Below are 25,655 nucleotides of genomic sequence, written 5' to 3'. Positions count from 1 at the left end.
GCACCACTCAGGAACCATCAGCCGCGGAGGATGTGCCCCGAGACGAACGTGACGGAACCCTTGCTTTCAACGTCGATCTTCTGAGCTTCATCAAGGATCCCTCGGGCTTTACGCGGTTGGTGTTCGAGGTCGAGATAATCGATGTCCAGTGTGACGGAACCCTTGCCTTCAACGGCGATCTTCCGCTCTTCCTCAAGGATCACTCGGATTTCACGCCGTTGGAGTTCGCGGTCGAGATAAGCGACGGTCAGTTCGGCCGGCACGGCCGATGCGACCAGAGCGACACCGGAAATGCGGGCCGCCGGGTGAGGGAGCGCAAGGAGCTTCTCTCCGACCCACACCGCGACGATTTGATAGACCCGCAGACCGCCCTCTGCGACTACAAGTGCCACCGTGGGTGCGTCCTTGACGTCGCATCCGATTGCGGCGAGGCTGCTTGCCCCAGCCATTTGAATGAAAACACGTCTCGAAAGTTTGTCCTGCATCGACTGACCTCCACCTTGGGACTCCGACTTCGGTAATCATCCATCGACAGAACTCAGCGAACCGGCTCGCAGAGACTGCCCTCGCATGACCAAGCGGGCCGTTGCGGGCCGGATCTGCCATAGCAACGATATAATTAACATATCCAAAATTATTACGCATCCAAAAATTGCTAAACATGCCAGAACAATCTGTTTAGTTTCAAAATTAGTGTCTATGAAATGGGCATCGAGGGTGCTGCTTGTTTGCCATGAGGCAGTGAGTATGCCCGGGCGATCGCCGACTACGACGAGGCGGCGCGACTCGATCCCTCAGAACCCGCCGTACCGGGCGAGCGAGGCCTCTGCCATCAGGCGCTGGGTCGCATCACCGAGGCCGTGGCCGGCTGCGAGGAGGCCTTACGGCTAGCTTCAGCTGATCCGCAGAAGCTCCGGGAGTTGATCGCGGCGACACAGGACTCGGCGGACAAGGGCGATCTACGATCCTCGGACTCGGAAACGCGACGCCGGAAGACTCCCGCAATTTCGGTGACTGCCGTTCGACGAAGGTAGCCGCCGGATCCCTGACGGCTTCCAGTCTGACGGGCCGCGAACACGACGCGTCTCGCATCGCGATGATCGCGCCTGGCCGGTGGCGCCACGATCGAAAAATTCGCCGGAACTGATCACCGAACAGATCGGGCACAAGTCCAACTCGACAGCACCAGAATTTTGTTTGACGTAAAACAATTATTCGGGGTCTTCCGGGATCTGAACCGCGCGTTCGCAGTGCGAGAATGCGAGCGGTTCGGAACGCCCCCGGCGAGTCCTCGTTCACCCGCGGGTACGCGCTCACGGGCTGAGGGTGACAGTCGTTCAGAAGCGAACAAGGTTCGGCAGCATGAAAGCCGATCCAGCCGACGTGGGGTCAGAGGCAACCTCGAAGGACGCGTCGGTTGTGTCGGACCGAAGCGCGCAACTCGGCTGTCGGTTCCGAGTGGCGACTTGGTTTCTTCACAGGTGACTTATTCGTTCGGTGGTTGTGCGTGGTCATCAAGTGGTGATGGGCCTGTCCGCGAATACGATCAATTCTCCAGCAGAATCTCACGGGACGGCTTGAGCCGGTCCCGAAAACCGGCCCATACTTGGGCCGAATCTTGAGGTCGTTGAGGCGTCGAGAGCTTGGGGATAGAATCGAGACGGGTAGCTGCGAAACGCGTCCGAAGATCAAGTTGTGGCGCCGGGGGCACAACGCCGAGCGACCGCTCGACGCCCGGGGCGGCCCAACCCCTGGGGAGTTCGCCATGGACGTGGCCACGGGAAAACGGATCGGAAGCAACCCAGGGGTTCGCCGAGGCCCCGGCCCAGGTTGGAAAGCGGCCCGGCGTAATGAAGGCCGTGTCCGGAAACTACCCCGCCTCCCGGGCCGTTCTTCGTCGCGTTGCGAGGGACACCGGTGATGGGCAAGCAGGTACCGGGGGGGCGGCGCGGGGGTGGACCCGACGGCCTGTTTGCCGAGGATGTCATCCGCTCCTACGCCGACGACCCAAATCTTGTCCCGCGGGCTTGGCTCACCAGGTGCGTCGAGTTGCACCTCGCCGATCGCGATTGCCGGTTCGTCCTTCTCCAGGGGCCTTCCGGCGCCGGGAAGTCCACTGTGATGGCTTCGCTGGCGCGGGGCAACCCCGGGTGGCCCCGCTACTTCATTCGACGAGACAGTCGCGAGCCGCTTCACAGCGGAGACGCGAGATCATTCTTGTTCGCGATCGGCCACCAGCTTGCGGCAATTCGGCCGGCGATCTTTGCTCCCGACCGGCTCGAGGTCATCGTCAAACAGAGAGTGGGTAAGATTCGGCCCGGTGGTAAGGTCACGGGCATCACGATCCAAGAGTTGGGGGCCTCTCCGTTCTACAAGACGGCGTTGACCGTCGAGCAGGACGTCGCCGTGGTTTCCGGAGACTTGGAGGGCCTCTCGGTGCAGCGGTTCGTGGTCGAAGAGCGGTTGCTCGACCTTTCGAGCCTTCAATACATGGCGCTGATCGATCCTGCGAGGCTGCTCGCCGAGACCGAGCCCCACGCCCGAATCGTCGTGCTCGTGGACGCGCTCGACGAGCTCCGGTATCAAGCGAGCGGCGAGAGCATCCTCTCGTGGCTCGCCTCGGCGCCGCAACTCCCGGAGAACGTCCGGTTCGTGCTCGCGAGTCGCCCCGACTCCGAGCTCCTCGGGGCGTTCAAGGGCAAGAAGGCGAAGTGGCTACGCACGGCGGCCCTCGACCCCGCGAGCCGAGAGGTGTCGGACGACGTGGCTCTCTACGCGGCGAAGCTCGTCGCAGACCGAGTCGTCGCCCGCGCGGTCGCGTCGTGCAAGCTGAAGCCGGCCGACGTGGCCGCGGGCGTGGCCGAGAGGGCGGCGGGGAACTTCCAGTACGTCACCGCGTTCTTCCGCGGGGTCCGCGAGGCTTCCCGAGCCCAAGACAAGGGCGCGATCGAGACGCTGCTGGCGCGGGAAGGCGTGCCCGGCGACCTCGAAGATCTGTACGGGTTCTTCCTCACCTTGCTAAAGGACAGCGTTCGCTCAGAGGCGATGGCCGTCGCCCGAGGCGAAGGCCGCGACGAGGCGTCCGCGCCAGCGTGGCCCGCGATCTATCAGCCGGTGCTCGGGGTCCTGGCGGCCGCGTTCGAGCCGCTCTCGCTCGAGCAGGTCGCCCGGTTCATCGGCTCGCGGACGGGGCTGCGATGGGTGTGCGAGGCACTGCTTCGGATGGGGCAGTTCCTGGACGACGCCGAATTGGCGCGCAACAGGTATCGACTCTATCACAGCTCCATCTCGGAATTCATCTGCAGCCCGTCGGCGCGGGACCGCTACGCGGGACTCGTTTGCGACGCCCGCGAATGGCACCTCGGCATCGCCCGCTCGTACCGCGTGCCGACCGCCGCCGGCACGCCGTCCGGTGAGTGGGGCGAGGTCGATTGGAAAGCCGTCGACGAATATGGCCTCCGCCATCTTTCGGCGCACCTGGACCTTAGCGTCGGGGACCGACAGGGCTACGAGGATCTGCTGGCACTTGTCTGTCGACCGCTAATGGAGGAGAAGCGGCGGCGGTTCGGTTCAAGCGCCCTTCTCCTGGAGGACGCGGAGCGTGCCCTCCGCCGCGCGCCGGAGATGCTCCCGGCGGCGAGGGCGGGGATCTACCGCTGTTGCTTCGTGTACGCCACGTTGAGGTCGTTGAGCGCCAACGTCTCCGATGAGTTCGTCAGCGCCCTCGCCGCCGTGGGGCACGTCCGCCAGGCGCGGCTTCTACTGAATTTGCTGCCCGAGGAGCGGCGAGTTGCCGCCGCGTCGGCGTTGGCCGACATTCGCTGGCGAGCCGGGGATGCGGACGACGCTGCCGCCCTCGCGCGGTCGGCTTTGCGAGAATCCCGCGTGGAGAAGTACCCCAATAAGGGCGCCTTGACGAAAGCGGTGACGATCCTGACCCTGGCAGGCGATGCGAACGCCGCCGCGAAGGCCGCGCTGGGCCCGAGGCCGACCAACAATCGCTTCGGGGTCGTGCTCACCGCTGCGCAAAAGGTTGCAGGGGAAGGTCGGCACGATCTTGCCTTCACCCTTCTCAAGGTGCTGACGCGCGAAGCGCCGAGGCTAGACCGGGATTGGGAACTCGTGGACACCCTCGCTCGCCTGGTCGAGGCGGGGATGAACATCTGTCAGGCGGGGGCAACCGACGGGCCCAAGATCGAATTGTCAAGAATGCTGACGCGGTTTCGAGGGGCGAGGTTCGAGTTCTCCGAGACCGGCCGCCGCTTCCTGGAGCAATTGGTTTGGGCCTGGTGTCGTCTTGGGTCGCCCGAAAACGGAGTCGAATCGGTCGCGGGCGAGACGGACGAAATCGCGGCCGCCACACTGCTCGCTGTTGCCAAGCGGCTCCCGGCGGAACTTTCGAGAAAGTCCGCCAGGAATGTTCTGATCGATGCCGCGAAGCGGCGTGCCCGATCGGTTAAATCGGTTGGGCCGCGAACATCGATCGCTCGCGCCATGACAGGCGTCGGGCAACCTGCCTGCGCACGCATGCTCGTGAGACAAACGCTCCGCGATCTCCGGAAGGGTAAGCCCCTCACCTGGCAGACACACGAGGGTCTGGCGATGACGCTGGCCGGTGCCGGCGCATGGGACGAGCTCCTGGAGGTCCTAGAATCGCTTCCTGACGCGATCCGGAAGGGTGCGGACGAGATGCGAGCCCGCACACCCGAGTACGACGACCGGATCTCCGACTGGGAGTCGGAATCGCTGAGTCAGGTCGAGGTTCTGCAGTCGGCCGCAGGAGCGAAAACCCGGGCACGATCGGCGACGAAGGGCGGACCTGATTATCAGCCGGTCGCGGGAGTCATCGGCGAGTTGTTGCAGGCGGGCCAAGACGAGGCGGCGATGCGGGTCGTTCGCGGCCTGCCGGGCGGCCTCGACCGAGTCAGAGGGTCACTCCAGGTGGCGTCCGCACTTCAGAGCGAGTTTCGTGCAACTCAGGCCCGGGCCGCCCTGAGGGAGGCAATACGGGGCGTGAGACGGTGGAGGGATGACGGCGATGATCGTGGGTATGGGGGGACTGGGTATGGGGGGGGTGGGTACGGCGGGACCGAGTATGGGCGAAACGATCTGGACGAACTGCTCGATACGATTCTCCTCGAGGCGGGCCGCCTAGGCATAGCCGTGAGGGGCCTCAAGAAGGCTGAAGCCGGCCCTACAATTGAGGACTTGCTGAAATCATGCGACGAGATGCTCGATGCCAATTCGCGATCCGAGGCGCGCAAAGTCCTGGAGCGTGCCATGAGGCTTCGGGATTCCGGGCGGACCGGATCCGCAGCGAACGACGAGCTACTCTCAGCGATCTCCCTCCGGTTCGACCGGGCCGGCTACCGGAAGCGGGCGCTCCAAATTGCCCGGAACGCCTCCTCGGAATCCGAGAGATCCAGGGTATTGCTGGACCTCGCGGTTCGCCGCGCGGCCGCGCACGAGGACGCGGTGGACGAACTGCTGGAGGAGGTACGTCGCTCGCAAGAACGCGTCGAACCGTCCGAGGAGGAATCGTCATCTGAGATCAAGATCGCAGTCGCCCTTGCCCGGCACGGCCGCGACCAGCTGGCCGGCAGGATCGCGGATGCGGCCGTCGGCCCCGACGGCCGGCTCGAGCCCGAAGACGCGGCGAACCTCGCCGAGGTCTACCTTCGGCTCGGCCGACATCCGAACTATCGCGCGATCCTGGCCAAGGCGGCGGAACAGTATCAAGGGGAGGTCGTTGCGGTCCGCACCTACAGGGGGCTCCTGACGACGGGGCACTGGCGGCCCGCGCTCCGCCTGTCCAAGCACTTCACGGACGCCGGACGAGTCGACCTCTACTTCGACATCTCGGCAGGACTAGGCGACACAGATCCCAGATTAGCCGATGCGTTCGTGAACCACGCCGAGCGCTGGGCCAAACGGCAGTCCTCCGAGGGCGGGCGGCCTCAAAAAACGCTGTCGAGGACTTCCGAGAGGCTCGCGGCAAGGGGAGAATATCTGCGGGCCCTTCGGATCGCCGACCAACTGGAAAACCCGCTCCCGGCGAAGGCGCAGGTGGTGAGCCTGATGGTCGGGGCGAACGACGTTCGCGCCGCCTCCTCGCTCGTCGCGGAACTCTTCGCCGCGAGCCTGCCGGACACGGAGCGTCGTTCCGACGTGTGGTGGAAACTGGCCGGCGCGCTCAGGGCCGTCGGCAGGGTCCCTTGGGCGGTCGAGCTGATCGGCTCGATCGCGGAGCCTCTGGAGCGGGGCCGGGCGTTCTGCGACCTGGGCTGGGCCTTCTTGTGGGCGGGGGAATCCAATCAGTGCGCCGCGGTGGCGGAGCGGGCGCTGCATGTGCTTTCAAAGTGCGCGGACGGCGCGGGGGCGGACGATATCCGGATGACTGTCACAAGGCTGTTGGCTCGGGCTGGACGTCCCACACGCGCGAAGAAGGTTTGGGAGTCACTCAGCGAGCCAGGCCACCGCGAAAAGGCGACCGAGGATATCGTCCGGGCCCTCGGGGCGGACGGCCAAGTCAACGCGGCGATTGGCTTGCTAAACACGATAAGTGACTATCGGTCTTGGGAGGACGCAATCTTCGCGTTGATCCGGGCAGTCGCGCTGCGTGGAGACCTGAAGGTCGCCCGAACGATACTGAGCAAGGCCGAGAGCTTCCTGGGCGATAGTTACAGCGGCCAGCGGCGGGGAGCGTACTACAGCGAGCTACTCGGAGGAGGGAGCGACCGCCCATCATGGAATCTATTGTTCCAACCCGAGGAAATCGACTCCTCCCGAAGCAAGTACCACGAGCGGGTAGCCCGGTTCGCGGAATTCGTTGCCGAAACCGGCCAGATCGCGCGGGCTTCTGCTATTGTCGAGGACATCCCGGATGCGATCGACCGTGAGGAGGCGCGGCAATCGGTTGCAAGGATCGCGACCGCTCGCCTTGACACGGCGTCAATCGGCCGCTCCGAACAGGAACTCATCGCCTGGGCGAACATCGGAGCGACGCTGGTCCGCCAGGGATCGGTCGAACTCGGGGCGAGGATCGTCGAGCGCGTCGGCCGGCTCATGCGTGGTAAGGCCGTCCCGGGCGCCGAGCGGGTTTCGCAAGCCCTCGTCGAGCCACTGGGCCGCATCGGCCAAGCTCAGGAGGCAGCCACCCTCGCCGACCAGCTGATCCTCCGCTCGCGATTCGACGGCCCGGCGGCATTCCTTCACACCCTTGGCGACGTCGCCTCGTCGCTCGCCAAGCTTGACGACGGCAACACTCTCTCCGAGATCGCTAGCGGGATTCTCGATGCCCGTCAGTGGTGGCCCCGCGAGCTGGTGAACCCTTAGAAACTATGGTTCATCCGGCGAAAGCTCGCCGCCGTCGTGTCGACGCAAGTTGATGTGCGATAATGAGCTGGCGATCAACCGATCAGGGCATACTTCGTCTCGTGGATCGCCAGGATCTTCAGCTTGAAGAACTCCGGGTCCCGGAATCCGTACGACTGACGCTTCATCGTCTTGATCTTGTTGTTCGTCCCCTCCATCGGACCGCTTGTGATCATCGCGTCGTAGTACGCCAAGAGTCCGCTGCGGTGGCCTGCCAGTGTTTTCGCCATCTGCTTCAGCATCTTGATCCCCGACGCCTCCGCTCGCCGGATCCAATCTTTGAGGAACGCCGTCGCGAACCGCTTGCCCGGTTGCTCCCAGAACCGCCGAAGGTCCTCCTTCATGTAGTAGGCCACCGCCAGCGACTAGTTCAACGCCAGCGCCTCCTCCAACCGGGACTTCTCGTCCTTCTCCGCGTCGAGGTTCTCCGGGTTCTTCAGCAGCAACCATCGTGTCCCTTTGAGCACGTCCTTGTGCATCACCTCGGTCGCTTCGCGGTACAGGTCGCGGCGGAGTTGGGAGAGTTTGTCGTTGTACAGCTTGATGACATGGAAGCGGTCGAAGACGATCGTCGCCTTGGGAGGTGCGTTGTCACCGCCCCACGGTAGGCCGCCGACATGTCCATGGCGACCGCCTCAATCACAGCCTTGCTGGGCCGTAGCCGCTTCCAGAACGGCTTCAACGCATCGGCCCCCTTGCCGTCGCCGACGAACACGACGGCCCCACTCTCCAGGTCCATGACGACTGTCATGTAGCGGTGTCCCTTGGCGACGGCGATCTCGTCGATGGCGATCTGCCGCAGGTGTTTGAGCTTGGGCTTGGCATAGCGGCGTGACAAGTCGCGTTTCTGGATGTCCTTGATCACGTCCCAACTGACGCCCAAGTGCAGGGCCACATCACGGATGGTCATACGGCGACCCAACTCCAGTGCGTATCGCTCGAAGGACGAGGTGTAGCTGCGCCGCGGATCGGCGAAGGAGACCTCGACCTGTCGGACCAGGCCACAGACCTGGCATTCGACGCGCGGGATGGGCAAGACCACGAACTTGGGGCGGCTGCCGATCGGGACGGTTCGGAATCGCCGCTCGACACGGCCGCGCGAATGAACCTGGGGCGAGCCGCAGGCGGAGCAACGGCAAGACTCGGGAGGTTGGTGGATCGTGAAGATCGTTTGGCCTCCCTGGTAGTCGGTGCGGGTGTACTCGTAGCCGCGAACCCCGAAAGCGTGATACAACAGGCTGGTGGACATGCTGACCTCCCGGTTTGGAGTCTTGTAACGCAACTCCAAGTGGAATCAGCATGTCCACCATTTTCAACCCGGGCGCGCGCTTCCGCCGGAAGAACCTTAATGTTCGATTACCTGATGAGAAAGGAGATAGACCATGCCCCGCGCGCTGGCTGACGTCGCCCAGGAATACGTAGCAGGAGTCGGCGGCCTGTTCAGGCCTGCCGCCGATCGGGTTGAGCGGGCCGCCCGGGCGCTCGTGGCTGGGCCCGAACTCCAGAGCCGGGCGTCGGGCCTGCTCGTCGGGTCGGAGGAGTTCAACGCCGCGGGGGCGGCCGAGGTAAACGTCAGGGGCGGAATGACTCTCAGACGCCGCTACCAAGCAACAACAGCCGCTACGAGTTTGAGACTGCTATAGAGACAAAAACGATGAAGTCCTTGCAGGTGGATCAAGATGTCTCGAAGTGACTTGAGGTCCGTAATCAAGTACTCGGCCTACGTCGAAAGGGCCACGCAGGATTTTACAGGGCGAGGTTGGGTCTTCGAGACGATCAATGATTGGCTTGCCCTTCCCGAAGGCCCTCGCTTCTTTCTCCTCACAGGGGCACCTGGGAGCGGGAAGACGGCCATTGCCGGCCGCTTGCTGCAGTTCGCACAGGGCGACGTCCCGCCACCCGAGGGTCTGGGGGCCCTGGCCCGCGGCTTCGTGAGTGCCGTCCATTTCTGTTCAGACAGGCAGGGCGGGGCGAACCACCCTCTCCATTTCGTCCAGTCCTTGGCCGATCAGTTTATGCGGACACTCCCCTCCGCATACACGGAGGGCCTCGTCGGGAATCAGGACGTCCCAGCACCTGCCGTGAACGTCGGGCAGATTCAGGGCGGGGCCTCGGGGGCGCAAGTGATCGGGGTCTATATCGAGAACCTCGTCTTGTCGTCTATGTCGCCCGAAGAGGCCTTTCACCGCCTCATCTGGAACCCACTCGCGTCGCTCTTCTCCCGAGGCTTCGACAGACAGGTGGTCGTCCTCGTGGACGGCCTGGACGAGGCGCGCCGTTACAGCGGCCCCGTGGGCATCGCGAACCTCCTCGCCCGGGCGGACACGCTTCCAGCCGGTGTCCGCTTCCTTGTGACTTCTCGCCCGGACCCCTGGACCCTGCGCCCCCTGCAGCCGTCCCTCCCGGTCGAATGCTCGCTCTCTTCCGGGCATTCCCAATCCCAGCAGGACGTTGAGCAGTATGCCTTGCACATGTTGTTCAAGTATCCTCAACTGGGCAGCAACCTGGAGCCAGGCTACTCCGCGGCCGAATGTGCTCATGACGTCGTGGAGGAGTGCGGCGGGAGCTTTCTTCATGCGGTCTCGTGCTTGTCTGAATTGGCAGTCAGTGGAGTGCAGATAACTCGTGAGTCCTTGCGGGGGATGTCGCAGACCCTCGCCGGGTTCTATCGCAACTTGTTGGCGAGAGTAGCGGGCCGGGACGAGTACGTCTGGCTCGGGCAGTACCAAGTGCTGCTGGGAACCCTGGCCGTTGCCCGAGAGGCGCTGACAGAGGGCCAGTTGGCTGACTTCGTAGGCACGAGTGTGCTGCCCATACGAAGACGGTTAACCAACCTCCGCGAGATCTTGACGGTGGACGAATCCCTGCCGCCAGAACGGCGCAGCTGGTCGTTGTTCCATCACTCCTTCTCGGACTTTTTGGTGGATTCGACCCGCGCCGGTGAGTTCTATTGCGATACGAAGCATCAACACGCGCGCTTTGTCGCCTACTACCGACGCAAACTACGCCTTGAATAGCGGAGCTAGTCTTTCGCACACGGGACAGTAGCTCTGGGTGGAAGCGAGTTGCACCAATCCCAGGACCCTTGGTTCGGAAGGGTCACGTCCCCACTTCTACGTGCCTTCGACCACACTCAGGAGGTGAGCCGATGGTGAGTCGGCCCGGGACGGTCCCCACCAACCTCGAGCACTTCACCGGAAGGACCTGGCTGTTACCCCTGTTGTTGGGATGGCTCGGCCGTCGCAAAGAGCGGGTGGTTCTCCTCACCGGACACGCAGGGACCGGGAAGAGCACCGTTCTCTCATGGCTCGCCGGTGCCGGATCCGTGCCGGTCAAGCCGGACCATGCCTCGCAACTCGAGCACCTCGCTGCTCAGGTTGGGGCGACCCATTTTTGTGATGCTGCGGGGGGCGCCACAGACCCACGGGCGTTTGCGCGGAACGTGGCCCGGCAACTCTCGGACAACGTTCCTGGGTTTGGGAAGGCGCTGCGGACCGGCTTGGAGGACCGGGTGAGCATCACCGTCTATCAACAGGCCAGCAGTCTCGCGGAGGGCTCGCGCATGGTCGGCGTCCTCCTGGAGAACCTCAACCTCGACAAGTTGAGCGGCGAGGACAGTTTCAACCGCTTGTTCCGGGTGCCCCTCCAGACGTTGTACAACGAGGGCTACGATCAGCCCCTGATCTTGCTGGTGGACGCGCTGGATGAGGCACTCACATATACCGGCGACGTCACGCTCGTGGAACTCCTTGGGCGGCTGGCGGACCTTCCCGAGCAGGTGCGCCTCATTCTTACGACGCGACCGGACCCGCGGGTCCTGAAGTGGTACCCCGAGGCCAAGCCAATCAACCTCGTGGCAGATGCGCCTCCCGATTCCGACGACGTTCGAGACTACGTTTACCAACGGTTACAGACACTCAATCCCAGCGACCGGGAGCTGCTTACCGACCGAATCGCGCAGGCGGCACAGGGCATTTTCCTGTACGCCCGTCTCATCCTGGATGACCTCCTGCCGCGTCATTCCGGCACGATCGGCTTGGAGGCCCTTCGCCTCCCTCCCGGCTTGCCTGGACTCTATCATCAGTTCTTGAACCGCGAACTGGGCAGGAACGAGAACCGTTGGTATGACGTGTTCCAACCTTTGCTGGGCGTTCTAGCGGTTGCCCAGGGGGCTGGCCTCAGCCGGGAGCAGGTCGAGCGCGTCGTCCGGCAAGACGTGGAACTGGCCCTGCGCGTCGCCGCTCAGTATCTCAGTGGCTTTCCGAAGGGGCCGTTCCGCATCTTCCACAGATCGTTCGAGGAATTCCTGTTGGAAGACGCGGAAAACACGGATTATCACATCGACGCAGCGAGCATGCACCGCCGCATCGTGACATCCTATCAGCGCTCTTACCGGGACCGCTGGGGTGAAATCGACGAGTATGGGATCCAGCATCTCCTGCGACACCTTCTCCTGGTTGATCACGGAGGCCGACTCGGAACTATCAAGAATGACGAATACGCGATCCGACATCTGTTCTCCCACGTGTTAGCAGCCGGAACCCCGGAGGTGATTGGGGAAATCGTGGGCTTGGCAGACCCTTCGGACCCGCAGTCTCGGTAGGCTGTAGGGACCAGCGGGACAAACGTAATGGACCCCACGTGCTCGGGATCTGATTGCTTTCTTGGGTCAAAGGCGCTCGCCTTGTCTTGAGGAGTGGCCATGGTTGGCGGCAAGGTGATCGAATACCGTGACCTGATCACGAGGCTCACAGCCGGCTTCGTGGGTCGGTAGTGAGTGCGAGATGTCGTGGTCGCCAGAAGGCCCGCCACGAAATCGTGAATCACTCAGGGTGGTTTCCTGCCAATTGGTCGCTCGCCGAAGTGGAAGTAATCACCTCGGCGAGTTGAATCCCGGGCCCAAGCTTTACGAATTATAGTGGTCGGGTAGGCCGCCGGTGAGGTAATCTTACGATCCCTTTCCCTTCGGCCCCCCGCCAAACCGGACGTGACTCTTTCGATGTCATCCGGCTTTCCAGTCACTTGCTTCTTCGATCGCTACGTGCTTGCCACGATCTCGGATGATGCCCAGGACCGTCTCGGCATCACGCATCTCGCGTACCTCCTCAGTCTTGGACGTCGAAGTGACCTGTCTCCCTTCGCCCTGTGGCCGGCTCTCCCGGCCCCCGACTACTACGGAGACTCCGTTGCCCTGGGGGTCGCCCCCCGAGGGTCAATCTCGTGCTGCACGAACCCGGCACGTGGTAGCGCGGTGCAGGTCGTCCACTCATCCCTACGCTCCGACTCGTCGTCCGATGTCGCACTCGCGGGCCACGGCGTCCCTCGTTGTGGGACGTTGAGAGGCGGGGCCCAGGCCCCTCGCGTCGAGTGCCGTCACGTTAACCAGCGTTGTGACAGGGGAATTCTGACTCCGACCGGGATTGGACTTCAAGCAGTGTCGCCTTGACCATGCCGCGCGGGTCTCGCGGGGCGTGCGTCCCGCTGGCGGTCCGCCCCCCGCTTCTCCGGCAGGCTCTGTTCCCCTTGGCCTCATCGGTTACGGGTAAGCCGGATGACCCAGGACACGATTGCCCGAGTGTCCTCCTCTCTGAGAAAGGGATGCCGAGTCCGCTGTTCACGACGCACGACCCCAGATTTCGGACCACTCGGTAAGTTATCCTTGAGGGAGGTCTTATTGAGGGCAAAGCATGGGACAAATCCGCAAGCGACCCTCGGCGGCGTTCAAGGCGAAGGTCGCCTTGGAAGCCGCCAAGCAGGACAAGACGATCTCCGAACTGGCCAAGCAGCACCAGATCCACCCGGTGCAGATCAGCCAGTGGAAGAAGCAACTCCTGGACGGCCTGGAGGGCCTCTTCGAGAACGGGTCGGCCGCTCGCCGTCCCGACCACGAAAAGCTCCAGACCGAATTGTACGAGCAGATCGGGCGGCTCCAGATGGAGCTGGCCTGGGTGAAAAAAAAATCTCCCTTGTGAGGTCGAGGCCAAAAGAGCCTTTATCGAATCCACGCATCCTCAGTGGAGTGTTCGTCGCCAATGTGAGCTGCTGGGGCTCAATCGGTCGAGCTTCTACTACGAGCCGGCGACGGAGACCATCGAGAACCTGAACCTGATGAGGCGGATCGACGAGCAATATCTCAAGACGCCGTTCAACGGCAGCCGCCGCATGACGGCCTGGCTGACGAGACAGGGAGAGGAGGTCAACCGCAAACGCGTGAGTCGCCTGATGGAATTGATGGGGTTGGAAGCGATTCATCCCGGGCCTCGAACCACGACGCGGAACCCTGACCACAAGGTCTACCCGTACTTGCTTCGAGACGTGACGATCGAGCGACGCAATCAGGTCTGGTCCACCGACGTGACGTACCTCCCGCTCAACCAGGGCTTCATGTTCCTGGTGGCGGTGATCGACTGGCACAGCCGGTTCGTGCTCTCTTGGAGGCTATCGAACACGCTCGACGGCCGGTTCTGTCTGGAGGCGTTGGACGCGGCGTTGGAGGGAGGACGCCCCGAGATCTTCAACACCGACCAGGGCGTAAAGTTCACGGCGCGGGCCTTCACCGGCCGCCTTGAGGCGGAAGGGATCGCCGTGAGCATGGACGGACGCGGGAGGGCGTTGGACAACGTATTCGTCGAGCGGCTGTGGCGGTCACTTAAATACGAGTGCATTTATTTGAAAGCATATTGCAGTGTAAGAGATTTGGAAGCTGGCCTTGAAAGGTGGTTTGCGTTTTACAACCACGAGCGCTTGCACCAGAGCTTGGCCTATCGCACGCCCGCCGAGGTCTACCATGGTGCCGAGCCGGTCGGGCCTTGAGAGGGGAAAACTGGGCCGAAGCATAACTTAAAATCCGGGCCGAGTGGTCTGGACAATGGGGACCACTTCACCCAGTCTTTCCACGACTTCCCCTCAACCGTCACGCGACCAACCCAGAGGGCCTTCAGCTTGGAGGGGTTGGTGTCGACTGGACCAGGTTCGTCGTAGTCGTTCCACTTCCACTGGACTCCGCGACATAAGTTGCCTACGTTCCTGTTGGCCCCCGCCTCGTCACCCCGATGACGACGGCCTCGACGAGGTACACGCTCGCCAGGTTGCTAACCACTCGCGACACGAGCCAGATCGGCCGACCGCCCCAACTGTGGTTCCTCGATGGCTTATCAATCCGCTTTCATGGTGCTGGAGGAACATGGGGCAACCGGTGGGAATTGTCATGGACCGTAGTGGGATCATCAGGGTTCAAGCCAGTCATGGCATCGTCGCGACAACCTCATCGGGGACGACCTCAGCGCAGCCCTGAGCGACCCCATCACCGGTCAGGATCCCCTGGCTCGGCCCGCCCCGAGACAACGGCGGTCCAACCTTCATCCACTCCCTGCGGCCCGGCAGCCCGGCCCTAGACATCGGCTCCGTCGCCCTCGACTTCGCCGACGTCACGACCGACGAGCGTGGCGACGGCCAGGTTGACCTCGGCGCCGACCAGGTCCAGGTCCCGACCGTCCGAGCCGGCCAGGCGTTCCCGGCCACCTCGCTGCTGTTCCTCCAGCGGGGTTACTCGGCAGCCACCGTCCAGGCCGACACGCCCGATCCCGCCCAAGGGCTGAGCTTCGCGATCCCGGGGATCACCAACGGCCACGGCGCCCGGCCTGCATCGGACAACCTCCGGATCGACGCCCAGGGACGGGTCATCGTCGCCAGCACGCTCGGCGACGGCTTTGTTGTGACGGAGAAGGCCACCGTCGCCGGGTTCCGGCCCAGGGCGTCGATCCGGAGCTTATCGATCGTCCAGAGGCTCCTGGAAGCATGAGGCGGCATGGCTGTCCCGGAGGGCGGGATTCGAGACCGGATGACAGGTCTTCCGGGGACGTTGGAGCCTTGGGAAGAGCACCAATCTCTTCCTGGCATGTCAATCGGCGATCACACCCACCCCAGGACATGATCGCGGCGACCCGCGACTCTGCGGATAGGCGTCATCGCCGAGGCGAATTGCCTTGAACGTGACGGCGTCAAAGTCCTGCGATGGCGGTGGTCGAGGTTCGTCGATAGGGCGTCACCAGATCCCTGACAGCTCACAAACCGCCGGAAAGCGGACACAACGCTTGTCACGTCGCCCCGTTCTCGATTGGCCGGTGACTTCACGATCGGCAAGGTTGCCGGAACTTACCCCCGAACAGAGCGGGCACAAGTCGAAGTCGAGAGCACCGATATTTTGTTTGACGTAAAACAAAATGGTGGGGTCTTCCGGGATCTGAACCGCGCGTTCGCAGTGCGAGAATGCGAGCAGTTCGGAACGCCCCCGGCGAGTCCTCGTTCACGCGCGGGTACACGCTCACGGGCTGAGGGTGACAGTCGTTCAGAAGCGAACAAGCTTCGGCAGCATGAAAGCCGATCCAGCCGAAGCGGGGTCAGAGGCAACCTCGAAGGACGCGTCGGTTTAGTCGGACCGGAGTGTCCCTCGGGTCGCGACGCCGGTGCTCTCTCCGGACTTAATTCAAGGAGTCTGACATCAATTGTACTTACCCGGCATTTTGTTGACGGCGGCCCAACCGGTTGGATACCTTAAATCAGTCGCAGATTAGAACTTGCGTCCCACGCTGGTTTGGTACGTTGCACATTGTGATTGGTTTTAGACAGAAAATCCGGGCGATTCAGACGGATGAGATTCTGTCGAATCATCGTTAGGCCGCGATTGGGGGACCTTATGAGTACCGGAGATGACCGCGTGTCGAAGGACGAAGCCGTCCGCCGACTACGCGTTGCAGGGTACGTGGAGGAAGCGAACGAACTCGAGGCTTGGCGGGACGCCAATGGGAATAACTGGGGATGGGACGGTTGGATTCGAGGAAGGCACCCCCACGTCGTCGATAGAATCTGGTCGTAAGCTCACAGGGCCTAATCTCGCGCTACAGCGGACCCGGCCCTCTGAGCCATTTCGTTCGCCTGCGTGATTCGGTCTGATCGACCGAGGCGTGCAAGACAACACCAGTTTTCGAGACCGGCTCATCCCGTGCTCTCGTCGCCGGCCTGGAGTGAGCATCTGCCCGTGGTGGTCCGCCCGGTTCCGAGCTTCCCGGTTGACCTAGACGACCGCTCGCACGTTGTCTTGCGCGGGACCAAAGGCAGTCCCGTCGGGCTTGCCCGAGTGGAAATCAATCGGTCGCGTTATGCGGCGAGGAGCGGTGTCCCGGACGACGTGGCAGGTCTCGTATTGGGGTTGTTGCACACCGGAACGACGTCTGGTAAAAATTTATTCACACCTAAGACATCCAGCATCGGACGGAACGGTGCACGTGTCGGATTAAACATCGCAACTTGTCGGGGCTCTCGCATGACGATTCAAGGGGACGTCGTCCCTCCCCATTTCCTTGTCGTCGTCCCGGGAATCATGGGAAGCAGACTCCGAGATCGGCAGACCGGCCGGGTCGTCTGGGTGGACTTCTCGACTGTCCCGATCAATCCCCTGCAATGGAAGGCCTGGGTCGAGAACATGCTGGCGACCCTCGCCTACCCAAATCCGGACCTGGAGCCCGCGGGGATCATGGACGAGGTCGTTTTCGCTCCCCCTTGGGCCAAGCAGGAGCACTACGGGCGGCTCGTCGCGGCCTTGGAGGGGATGGGCTACCTGATCGATCCAGTGGAGCCCACGGGGGGACGGCCTGCCCTGTACACCTTCTCCTACGACTGGCGACAGGACAACCGCATCTCGGCGCAACATCTCGCGGCGGCCATCAACCAGTGGCAAGCCCGGCACCCGGGCGCCAAGGCGTGGATCCTCGCCCACAGCAACGGCGGCTTAGTGGCTCGCTGGTATATCGAGAAACTGGGAGGCAAGGGCCGCGTGGGACGGCTCTTCTTACTCGGCTCCCCGTGGGACGGCGCACCGCGGGCTCTGCAGATGCTCTTCCAGGGGCTCTACATCCTCTTCAGGAAGCGTTTCAACGTCTTTGACGTCCCCACGCTCACGCGGGCGGCGTTCCGTACCTTCCCGTGCAGCTACCAATTGCTGCCGTACCGGAATCCCTTCCTGCGGGACAACAACAACGAGCTGATCGATCTCTACGAAGGGGCGGGCTGGTTGCACGACGAAGGTCAGCGGCAACTCCTGCGCGACGGCCGTCGGTTCAATGAGGAACTGGGCACGACCACGAGCGTCGAGACGATTTGCCTGTTCGGCCGGAAGCGACCCACCCCGACCGGAGGTGTGGTGAGCCTGGCCGCGGGCGGGTCCTGGACCGACATCGCTTGGGCGACCCTGGACGCCGGCGACGGCACGGTCCCGGAGCGCAGTGCCGTCCATCCCGGAGCCCGGGAGAAGATCCCCGTCGTCGCCGATCACGGAGACATCTACGTCAACCCCTTCGCCCTGGAAGTCCTGCAATGGGAGCTGATGGACAAGTTCCGATTGCCGACCGAACGGGAGCGGGACGCGGCGGCCACGAGCCGCCTGACCATCACCTTCACGCCCGATCGGGACGCCTACAGTCCTGGCGAGCCGATCGCGCTGCGCGCCACGATCCACGGCAACGACGACGGCAACCCGGTCTCGGGTGCGGTGGTCCAGTCCCGGCTCATCTGGCGCGGGCCTCTCCCGGGATCGGGGCCGGCCGGGGCTGCGGCCGCGGCCCCGGTCGTGCGGCTCTGGGAGGACGAGGCGGCGGGGGGCCACTACTCGGCGGAAATGGTTGCTCCGGCGACCGAGGGCTATTATCAGCTCAAAGCCTTGGTCTCGCCTCCCGACGAGGCGGCCGTCGAGTTGGAGGAACTGATCGCCGTGGAGGACGCGGGAGGGGATTGAGAACTAGACGGACCAGGCGCATTGGAGTGTAGCATGCCAGACCGGCCGATGACCTACCGGAACATGGACTTGGAGATGACGGACCTCGGCGCCGACGGGGCGTTCCGGGTCCGCGTCGTGGGCCAGTCGCCCGGCGGCGAGATGCGGGCCGATGAGGCCGAGCGGCCAGTGTTCCGGGCCGGCGACTTCGAGGTGCTCAAGAAACTGGAGCGACGGAGAATCACCCGCGATGAGCTGATCACCGTCGGCGAGCGGCTTGCGGGATTGCTCCTGTCCGGCCGAGTCCGCGCGCTGTTCGACGCAGGCCTTCAGGCGCTCAAGGCGAACGAGGGGCTAAGGTTGCGGCTGCGCATCGAGCCCTTGCCCCTGGCGGCACTACCTTGGGAATTCGCCTTCGTACCCCGCACCGGCGGGGAAAAGGTCCCCCAGGACTTCCTCGCTCTGCGCCGCGAGATCTCGATCAGCCGCTACGAGACAATCGGCCCGCCTCTGAAGTCGCTGGGCCCCAAGGAAAAGTTCCGCATCGTCCTGGCACTGGCCAGCCCGACCGACGAGCAAGAACTCGAACTCGAGAAGGATGAATTGGCGATAACGGCCGCCGTCGCGCAGCTGAACGAGAAGGCGTCCGGTGGCCTGGATCTGGACATCCTGGAACACGCCACACGCGCCAGGCTGCTCGCCACGGTGAAAGGCTGCGACATCTTCCATTTCGCAGGCCACGGCATCTTCGAGGGCGCGGATCTGGCCGAGGATGGCAGGGTCCGGCGTCGAGGCAAGATCGTCCTGGAGAAGGAGGATGGCACAGGCGAGCGGGTCGGCAGCGAGGTCTTGGCGAACGAACTGGGCAACGCGGGGGTGCGCCTCGTTGTCCTCGGCGCATGCCAGTCGGCCGCCCGCGACGAGGGCGGCGCCTGGACGGGCGTGGCCTCGGCCCTGGTCCGCGAGCAGATCCCTGCCGTGGTCGCCATGCAGTACAAGGTACTGGATACGAACGCCTCCCTCCTAGCGGCCCACCTCTACCGCCGCGTGCTCGCGGGGGCCACGATCGACGAGGCCGTCTTCGAGGGGCGCCAGGCGATCTTCAACCTCGCCTCTCCCGAGGAGCGTGACTGGGGCGTCCCGGTGCTCTACCTGCGGGCCGAGGACGGGGTCTTGTTCCCCCCTCCCGGCGAGGATGCGCAGGCCGGTCGAACCCAGTCGGTGTTGGCCCGCGCCGTGATCAATGTCAAGGAAGTCGAGGGCAAGCTCACTGGGATCAAGGCCAAGAGGCTACGGGGCAACGCCGAAGCTACGATGAACCTGGGGACCGTCAAGTCCGGCGGCGAGGCGACGGGGATGGAATTCGACGAGATCGGCTGACTGGCCAGCAATGGCGCAATCGGTCGTCCATCTGCGAGGGAGCGACGTTCGTCCGGGCCGAGGCAGGGCCTCGATCGTCGGCGCCATGGATAGGCCGTTCGCGAACGACGGGACGCGATGGGGACCGTCGGGGGTAGGGACGGCGCCGGTGCTCAGATCGGGTCCGGCCGGGGTCTTATTGAATTGAATTGAGGGTATGATACGTCAGGGGCGGGGGTTACTTTAGCTTGAGGGGGCGAACTCCGATGGACTCTGCACCGCGACCGACGCAGGCGGCGGCATATCTGGAAGCCATTTCCGCGCTCAACGTGACAACCGGGGCAGGTGCCGCCGAGCGAGGTTTGTCCGTTCCAGCCGGGCCGGAGGACCTGTCCGAGCGGGCCCGGGTCGTTGTCGAGCGATCGGATGAGCTGGGTCGGTCGATCGCGACGCGGCTTGGCGACGACACCGAGCCCAGTGAGCGCGAGTTGGCGAGCCTCCAACTGCTGGCAGCAGCCGCTATCGACCTGGCTGTGGCCAGCGACCTGGCGACCGCCGCGGCGGACGGCGCCGCCGCAGGCGTCGAACGTGCGGCCACGCCGGGGATACTTACCGAGCTCCGCCCGATTCTCGAGGCGCCGGCCGGAGTCGGTTTGGAGGGCGTCACCGGTGCCGGGATGGGCGTCGAGCGACGGCCCCGATCCAGCGGGCCCGAGGAAGCCCGGCGCCTGCTCAGGGAGGATGCCGAGGCGACGTTGCAGTGCATCCGCGACGACGCCTCGGCGGCCGGCCGCGCGGCGCTGGTCGGCTTATTGCAGGTTCCGTCCCCGCCGCTCAAGGAGGCGGCAAACGTGGCTGCCCACGAGTTGCTCAAAGCCGTCGGCGATTCCTCATCGGCCCTGATACGAAAGGCGGTGGCGCTCGTCGCGCAGGCGTTGGACAAGATCCTTGCGGCGCTCGGACCCCAGCTCCGGGAGCGTGTCCGCGCTCAGGCCGCCGACTGGGTCGAGGGCTTGAAGCAGGCCGACGCGTTCGGATCGCTGCTTGATCGGGTCTACGAATTCGGCCGTCTCAAGGAGGAGGTGGTGGGCCGCGTCGACGTGGCCCCGGCCGGCGTAGACGTCGTCCGGCTCGACGAAGCGGCCAAGCAGCTCGAGGCACTCGGCGCGCGGTTTCACCAGCAGACGAACGTCCTATCGCAGGTCGTCAAGGGGCTGGCCTGGGGCCGTCCCTGGATCCTGGGCCTCGCACCCCCATGGGGCCCCCTGAGCCTCACGACCGCCTACGTCGCCCTCATCGGCTACACGGTCTACGCCGGCGGCGATTACCTCGACTGGTATCGCACCGGTGACTCGGGTCGAATGGACTTCGTCGTCGGGGTGCGCTCGGTCGTGCAACGGGCGATGGAGGTGTAATCCGACGGCAGTCTCGCAGTCGGGCTCGGCGGGCTCCGGGGCTGCCCGGGCGCGTGCGGCCGCCACGGCGCGGTTTCACGAGGCGCGGTCCGATGCGGGAAATCGCGATCGTCCGGGTGGTGCGGTCTCGGTGCCGGCCCCTCCTGTTGCTAGAGGGCCCGGCACTGGCAAGGACAAGCCTACCTCTGGGGTGGCTGCCATCGATTCAGAGGGAGGACGGTCTTGACCAGACGGAAGGCGATCCAATCATCCGGTCGCAGTTGCGAGCAGGTCTACCCCTCAGGGCTGGCGGAGGTCCTCGAGCGCCATGCCGACCTCACTTACGTGGTCGCCGGTCGGCACTGTGGGGCATCCGGCGACAACAGCCTGCACACGGATAGCAACGAGGAGACCTGGGAAAAGTTCCGGTGCCGTCAGATCCACGACACTCGACGCGTCACGCTGGAGAAGTTCCACCTTTTCGAGTGGTTCCCGCTGATCCCCGGCAAGTACCACACCGAGGATGGCCGTCGCCACCGCGAGGAAGCCGATCGGCAGGCCGACCTAATCATCGACGGCCGCGTCAGCTACAGCCCATACGGGAAGCTGCACATGCTCCTGGGTGGCGTCGGCTGTGTTCGCCTGCGACCGCGAGTCGTCTCCGTCGGCACGAGCAAGGGGGAGTACTATTTCATGACCGCGTCGTCCACCGGGGTCTGCCACGAGGGCTTCCCTGTCCTGCTGCCGCGGTCGATGTTCGGTAGGCTCATGCCACGCCTGCTCAAGGATGGGAGCGTCCCGGCCACCCTAGGCGGAGAGATGCGATATGTGGACGAGAACGCGGTGACGCTGTTCCGGTCGCACCGCGAGATTCCGCTCCTGTACCTTCACGTGGATAAGCTGACTCCGCATCGGAGTCCGCGCCAGGATGTCACTGAATACGCCGTCAGCGTGGCGGCCTCGTTCGAGGGGGTGGTCCAAGAACAGCATGGGATGTATGTCACCTACGATACGTTCGACCCGGCCAACAAGGATGGGGAGAGAAACGCGGCTGAGTGGATCCTGGAGGCTTACGTCGAGAAGGCACACGGCGGAACGGTGGTCACCGATTTCGATGAGGTCGTGCCGCAGTTTCCACGGGCCGAATTCGGGCTCCTGCCTCTGCTGGCCGGGCGGACGGACCTCCGGGGGGCCGTGGCGGACGTGCTCGGCCTTGGCCATGACGTCGCGCCGGAGTTCGTCGACCGCTACCGACGAGTCTTAATAGATACCCGCGGCGGACCGTGCATCGTCCAGAGTGTCGTCCAGAATGTCGGAACCATCGAAGCCGGGGGACAGGTCACGGGCATCGTGACGCGACGCGATCAGGGTGGGCGGCCGGGCGGGAATGGCTGAGCGGCCGACCGCGGCGCCGCGTCGGTATTATTGGTGTTTTCTTATAGCTGTTTGTTTATTAGATCGATTGCCGCTACCCTGAGGGCATGTGGGTCGTCATCCTCCGGTGATGTGCCCGTCGAAGTAGCGTTCTAGCCGATGCGGAAGGCCGGCGGTCGGGTCTGGCGGCCGGTCGCGCCCCGAGGACTCGTCAGGCCCGAGGAGTCCATGATGACGACACTGAGAGGGGCCGAGAGTCTGCCGTCCCTACGTCCGTCCCTCCGGGACGGGATCGCCCAGCGGGCGGGGGGCTTCGTCGGACGGGACTGGGTCCTGAAGCTGATCGAAGACTGGGCCGATCGGGGTCGCGACCGCTTCCTGATCCTCGCCGCCGAGCCCGGGTTCGGGAAGACTGCCCTCGCGGCGTGGATCGCCGGCGCCGGCCCGGTCCCGGACGACCTCACGGCGTGGGCGAGGCTCGACGGGGTGCGGAGTCGTTGGGGGGCGGTCCACTTCTGCGTCGGCAGGACTCAAATGAGCACGGTAGAGGCCGGGAACTTCCCCCTGGAATTGGCGCGCCAACTGCAACGCGCCTACCCCGAGTATGACGCGGCGATCCTCCGGCGGGAGGGGGTCTCGATTAGCGCGACTGTCAACGTTCAGACGGTCGAGAACGGTAACGTCACCGGTGTCCGGATCGGCAACCTCATCATCCCGGTCGAGGATCCCCAGCGGGTCTACGATCGGGCCGTTCGCCGGCCGTTGACCGCGCTGTGCGAGGAGTACCCGGGCCTGAGGGTCTTCATCCTCGTCGATGCGTTGGATGAGGCGCTGGCGGACAACCGGCCGACCATCGTCGACCTGATCGCTGGGTCGGAGGACTTCCCGACCGGGGTCCGGTTCCTCCTGACCTGCCGCCGGAATGACGCCCGAGTCCTGGACCATTTCCCCGGGGCACGCGTGGAGGACCTGTCGGATCCGGCGGTCGCCGATCAGAACGACCAGGACATCCGGGCGTACATCGAGAATCATCCGGCATGGCAGAGTTGGTGTGCCTCGCCCGGATCAGACCCCTCGACGCCTCTCGCCCAGCTGCTGCGAGCGGCCGACGGGAACTTCCTCTATCTCCGCTTCCTGTTGGACGAGGTAGAGGTCGGTACACGAAGCTTCGATCGTTTGGGCGGTCTCCCGAGCGGCCTATCGGGCCTGTACCGGACGTACCTCGATCGACTGATTCCCGACCGGGGGCGGGTCTCCGGTGCGCGCCGCTGGTTGAAGGAGTGCGAGCCCTTGTTGGGGCTGCTGTGCGTTGCTGAACCCGCCGCCCCTGACACGGTCCTACCCCAGTGGCTGGGGTGGACCAGGGCTAAGTTGACTGCTCATCTGCTGGAGGTGCGTCAGGTGACCGAGTACGTGCGCGACGACGGGGGCGGGCACCGGCTGTATCACCGATCGATGGTCGAATTCCTCACGTCGAGCGATCCCCGTGACCCGAACCCGTATTATGTCGAACCCGGCTCGCATCACTGGCATCTCGGGAGTCATTATCGGAAGCAGTTCTCCCGCGACTGGTCGGCCTGCGACCATTACGGCCTGCGCCGGCTCGTCCTACACTTGAAGCAGGCCGCCGAAGCCGCCGATCTCCCCGCAGAACGACGAGAGCGAAGTCGGGCCATGTACGAAGTCGTTCTCGACTCGAAGTTCCGTGCGAGTCAAATTGAGTCGCTCGGCGATTCGACGGCCACCCTCGCGGATCTTCGGCTCGCCCTGGAGCAATCGCTCGCCGACGGCGACGTCGTGGTAGCGCTCGAATGCATCAGGGGGCACTTTGAAACGGTGCGCGGCAGCGCCGTCTCGCAGGGCCTCTTCGCGGCGGCGAGTCGGAGGGACTATTCGACCGCCCTCCGGCGTGCCGAGCACTATGGGACGGCGTCGAGCTGGAACCGGGTCCTCCACAGTTATCTCGCCTGGCAAGCGGCCGGGGATGGCGACCGTGAGAGTGCCGAAAGGGCCGCGGAACTCTCGAGGCCACAGGCGGTCCGGTACGACGAACAGCACTTCGACATCCTTTGTTCGGCACTCCTCTGGCAGGCCGCGATGGCCCTCGGTGCGGATGGAATTGGGGCTGAGGAGGTGTTCGATCGCCTCGCCCCGTCAAGTCGGTGGGTCCTGGATCGGCTCAGGGTGCCTGCCGCCCGCCCCGACGAGGTGCCGGAGGCACTGGCGAACCTGCGGCGAGTGCTCACGCCGCACGATCCTGCCGTCTACGAACGGGAGGCGGCCTCCGTCGACAGGGATTTCGCCGACGCGGAGGTGATGGCGCGGGTCGCCTGGGAGTTACGGGATGCCCTCCTCCGCCTCGCGCCATACCCGGAGGGCCGCGCCGAAATCGAGAAGAGCCTGGAGGTCGTGGTCGGCAATCCATATCCGTTCTACCGGGATGTCGCCCTGAGTGCCCTGGCGACCGTGGGCGTGATGTCCTCCGAGTCGGACTGGGCGGCCAATTTGCTCCGCCGGGTACTCCAGGTTGCCTTCGATCGCGAGGGGGCCGTCTTCACGTTCGACGTGCCGACATTGTTTTCGGCGGACGCGCCGGCACGGGCTCCGGGCGCCCGCGCCATCCGATCTCGCCTCGAAGCGGCCGCCGAGGACCAGGGGCCCTGGGGCACCCGGATCCGCGCCCTGAGCGGACGGGCGGCACTGGCGTTCACTCGAGGTGACCGAGCGAACGCCTTCGCCGACCTGGAGGCCGCTGCGGAGATCCACCACGGTTTCGCCGGATTCTCCGTCCTCCACTTCCTGGCATTGGCGAGCCGGTGGGTGGAATTCGGCGAGTCGGCGCGGGCACGGACGGTCGTCGATCGGGCCGCGACCATCGCACCCCAAATCCAGAACTTCCAATTGAGAACCGAACGGGAGCACCTGGTCCGAGACTACCGCGGCTGGCTCGACGAGCCTGCAACTCGATTCGACTCCGTATCCACGCGTGCGGGGACGATGGTGGACCTTGCCATCAGGATGGCATACATCGACCTAGTCAGCGCCCGCTGGGTGAGCGAGGGGGGCCAAGACCAGGGCCGCAGCGTCGCCGCGCTGGTCCCGCTCGCTCTCGCGGATCGGACCACGCTGGACACGGTTCTCGGCCGATTCCTCCGGCTCGGTCCATCCCAGTGGTCGGCGACCCAATGGGGCGTCATCCTCCGATGGTGTCAAGATTGGCTGGAGGCCCCCCACCGCGGTGGGAGAGGCACCCGCCGAACAGCCGCGGCTCGCCCGAAGCGGGGTCGCCGTTGAGTCGGGCATCGGCCTCGAACGGGCATGGGCGACGACGCCGCTACGGACGATGGGGTGAGGATCAACAGGGCTGCCCCCCGACAAGGTGTCAA

Annotated in this window: 12 protein-coding genes and 1 pseudogene; 11 read left to right on the top strand and 2 right to left on the bottom strand. The window is 64.5% G+C overall.

Going from position 1 to position 25,655, the window contains the following annotated elements; all coding sequences use genetic code 11:
• Positions 1 to 17: 17 nt before the first annotated feature.
• Positions 18 to 485 (bottom strand): hypothetical protein, encoded by a 468-nt coding sequence (locus V5E97_RS11540; protein ID WP_406699470.1) that lies wholly within the window; start codon positions 483 to 485, stop codon positions 18 to 20.
• A gap of 1,435 nt (positions 486 to 1,920) precedes the next feature.
• On the opposite strand from V5E97_RS11540, the gene V5E97_RS11535 reads away from it, so the two are divergent.
• Complete coding sequence (locus V5E97_RS11535) at positions 1,921 to 7,335, top strand: hypothetical protein (RefSeq protein ID WP_406699469.1); 5,415 nt, start codon at positions 1,921 to 1,923, stop codon at positions 7,333 to 7,335.
• 74 nt (positions 7,336 to 7,409) lie between these two features.
• Here V5E97_RS11535 and V5E97_RS11530 read toward each other — a convergent pair.
• A pseudogene (locus V5E97_RS11530) lies at positions 7,410 to 8,623 on the bottom strand (ISL3 family transposase).
• A gap of 133 nt (positions 8,624 to 8,756) precedes the next feature.
• On the opposite strand from V5E97_RS11530, the gene V5E97_RS11525 reads away from it, so the two are divergent.
• The 10 genes from V5E97_RS11525 (at position 8,757) to V5E97_RS11480 (ending at position 25,563) form a co-directional block, all read left to right on the top strand.
• Positions 8,757 to 9,017 carry a hypothetical protein gene (locus tag V5E97_RS11525; protein WP_406699468.1) on the top strand — a complete coding sequence of 87 codons (261 nt, stop codon included), beginning with the start codon at positions 8,757 to 8,759 and terminating at the stop codon, positions 9,015 to 9,017.
• Between the two features lie 36 nt (positions 9,018 to 9,053).
• On the top strand, positions 9,054 to 10,391 hold the full coding sequence (locus V5E97_RS11520; RefSeq protein ID WP_406699467.1) for a P-loop domain-containing protein: 1,338 nt from the start codon (positions 9,054 to 9,056) through the stop codon (positions 10,389 to 10,391).
• Between the two features lie 131 nt (positions 10,392 to 10,522).
• Positions 10,523 to 11,977, top strand: coding sequence for an AAA family ATPase (locus tag V5E97_RS11515; RefSeq protein ID WP_406699466.1), 1,455 nt, complete (start codon positions 10,523 to 10,525; stop codon positions 11,975 to 11,977).
• A gap of 1,084 nt (positions 11,978 to 13,061) precedes the next feature.
• A protein-coding gene (locus V5E97_RS11510) for an IS3 family transposase (protein WP_406699465.1) occupies positions 13,062 to 14,187 on the top strand; the annotation gives its coding sequence in 2 pieces (ribosomal slippage) (positions 13,062 to 13,333 and positions 13,332 to 14,187; 1,128 coding nt in all).
• Positions 14,188 to 14,689: 502 nt separating this feature from the next.
• The gene (locus V5E97_RS11505; protein WP_406701148.1) at positions 14,690 to 15,175 is read left to right on the top strand and encodes a choice-of-anchor Q domain-containing protein; all 486 of its coding nucleotides are present in this window, start codon (positions 14,690 to 14,692) and stop codon (positions 15,173 to 15,175) included.
• Between the two features lie 1,521 nt (positions 15,176 to 16,696).
• Positions 16,697 to 18,163 carry an esterase/lipase family protein gene (locus V5E97_RS11500; RefSeq protein ID WP_406699464.1) on the top strand — a complete coding sequence of 489 codons (1,467 nt, stop codon included), beginning with the start codon at positions 16,697 to 16,699 and terminating at the stop codon, positions 18,161 to 18,163.
• A 33-nt stretch (positions 18,164 to 18,196) separates the two neighbouring features.
• Complete coding sequence (locus V5E97_RS11495; protein WP_406699463.1) at positions 18,197 to 19,522, top strand: CHAT domain-containing protein; 1,326 nt, start codon at positions 18,197 to 18,199, stop codon at positions 19,520 to 19,522.
• A gap of 245 nt (positions 19,523 to 19,767) precedes the next feature.
• Positions 19,768 to 20,916: a hypothetical protein gene (locus tag V5E97_RS11490; RefSeq protein ID WP_406699462.1), complete on the top strand. Its 1,149-nt coding sequence runs from the start codon at positions 19,768 to 19,770 to the stop codon at positions 20,914 to 20,916.
• Between the two features lie 222 nt (positions 20,917 to 21,138).
• Complete coding sequence (locus tag V5E97_RS11485; protein WP_406699461.1) at positions 21,139 to 22,290, top strand: hypothetical protein; 1,152 nt, start codon at positions 21,139 to 21,141, stop codon at positions 22,288 to 22,290.
• A 207-nt stretch (positions 22,291 to 22,497) separates the two neighbouring features.
• Complete coding sequence (locus V5E97_RS11480) at positions 22,498 to 25,563, top strand: NACHT domain-containing protein (protein ID WP_406699460.1); 3,066 nt, start codon at positions 22,498 to 22,500, stop codon at positions 25,561 to 25,563.
• Positions 25,564 to 25,655 lie beyond the last annotated feature (92 nt).

The organism is Singulisphaera photorubra (assembly GCF_045290345.1).
GTDB lineage: Bacteria > Planctomycetota > Planctomycetia > Isosphaerales > Isosphaeraceae > Singulisphaera.
This window is presented reverse-complemented; position numbering and strand designations above follow the sequence as displayed.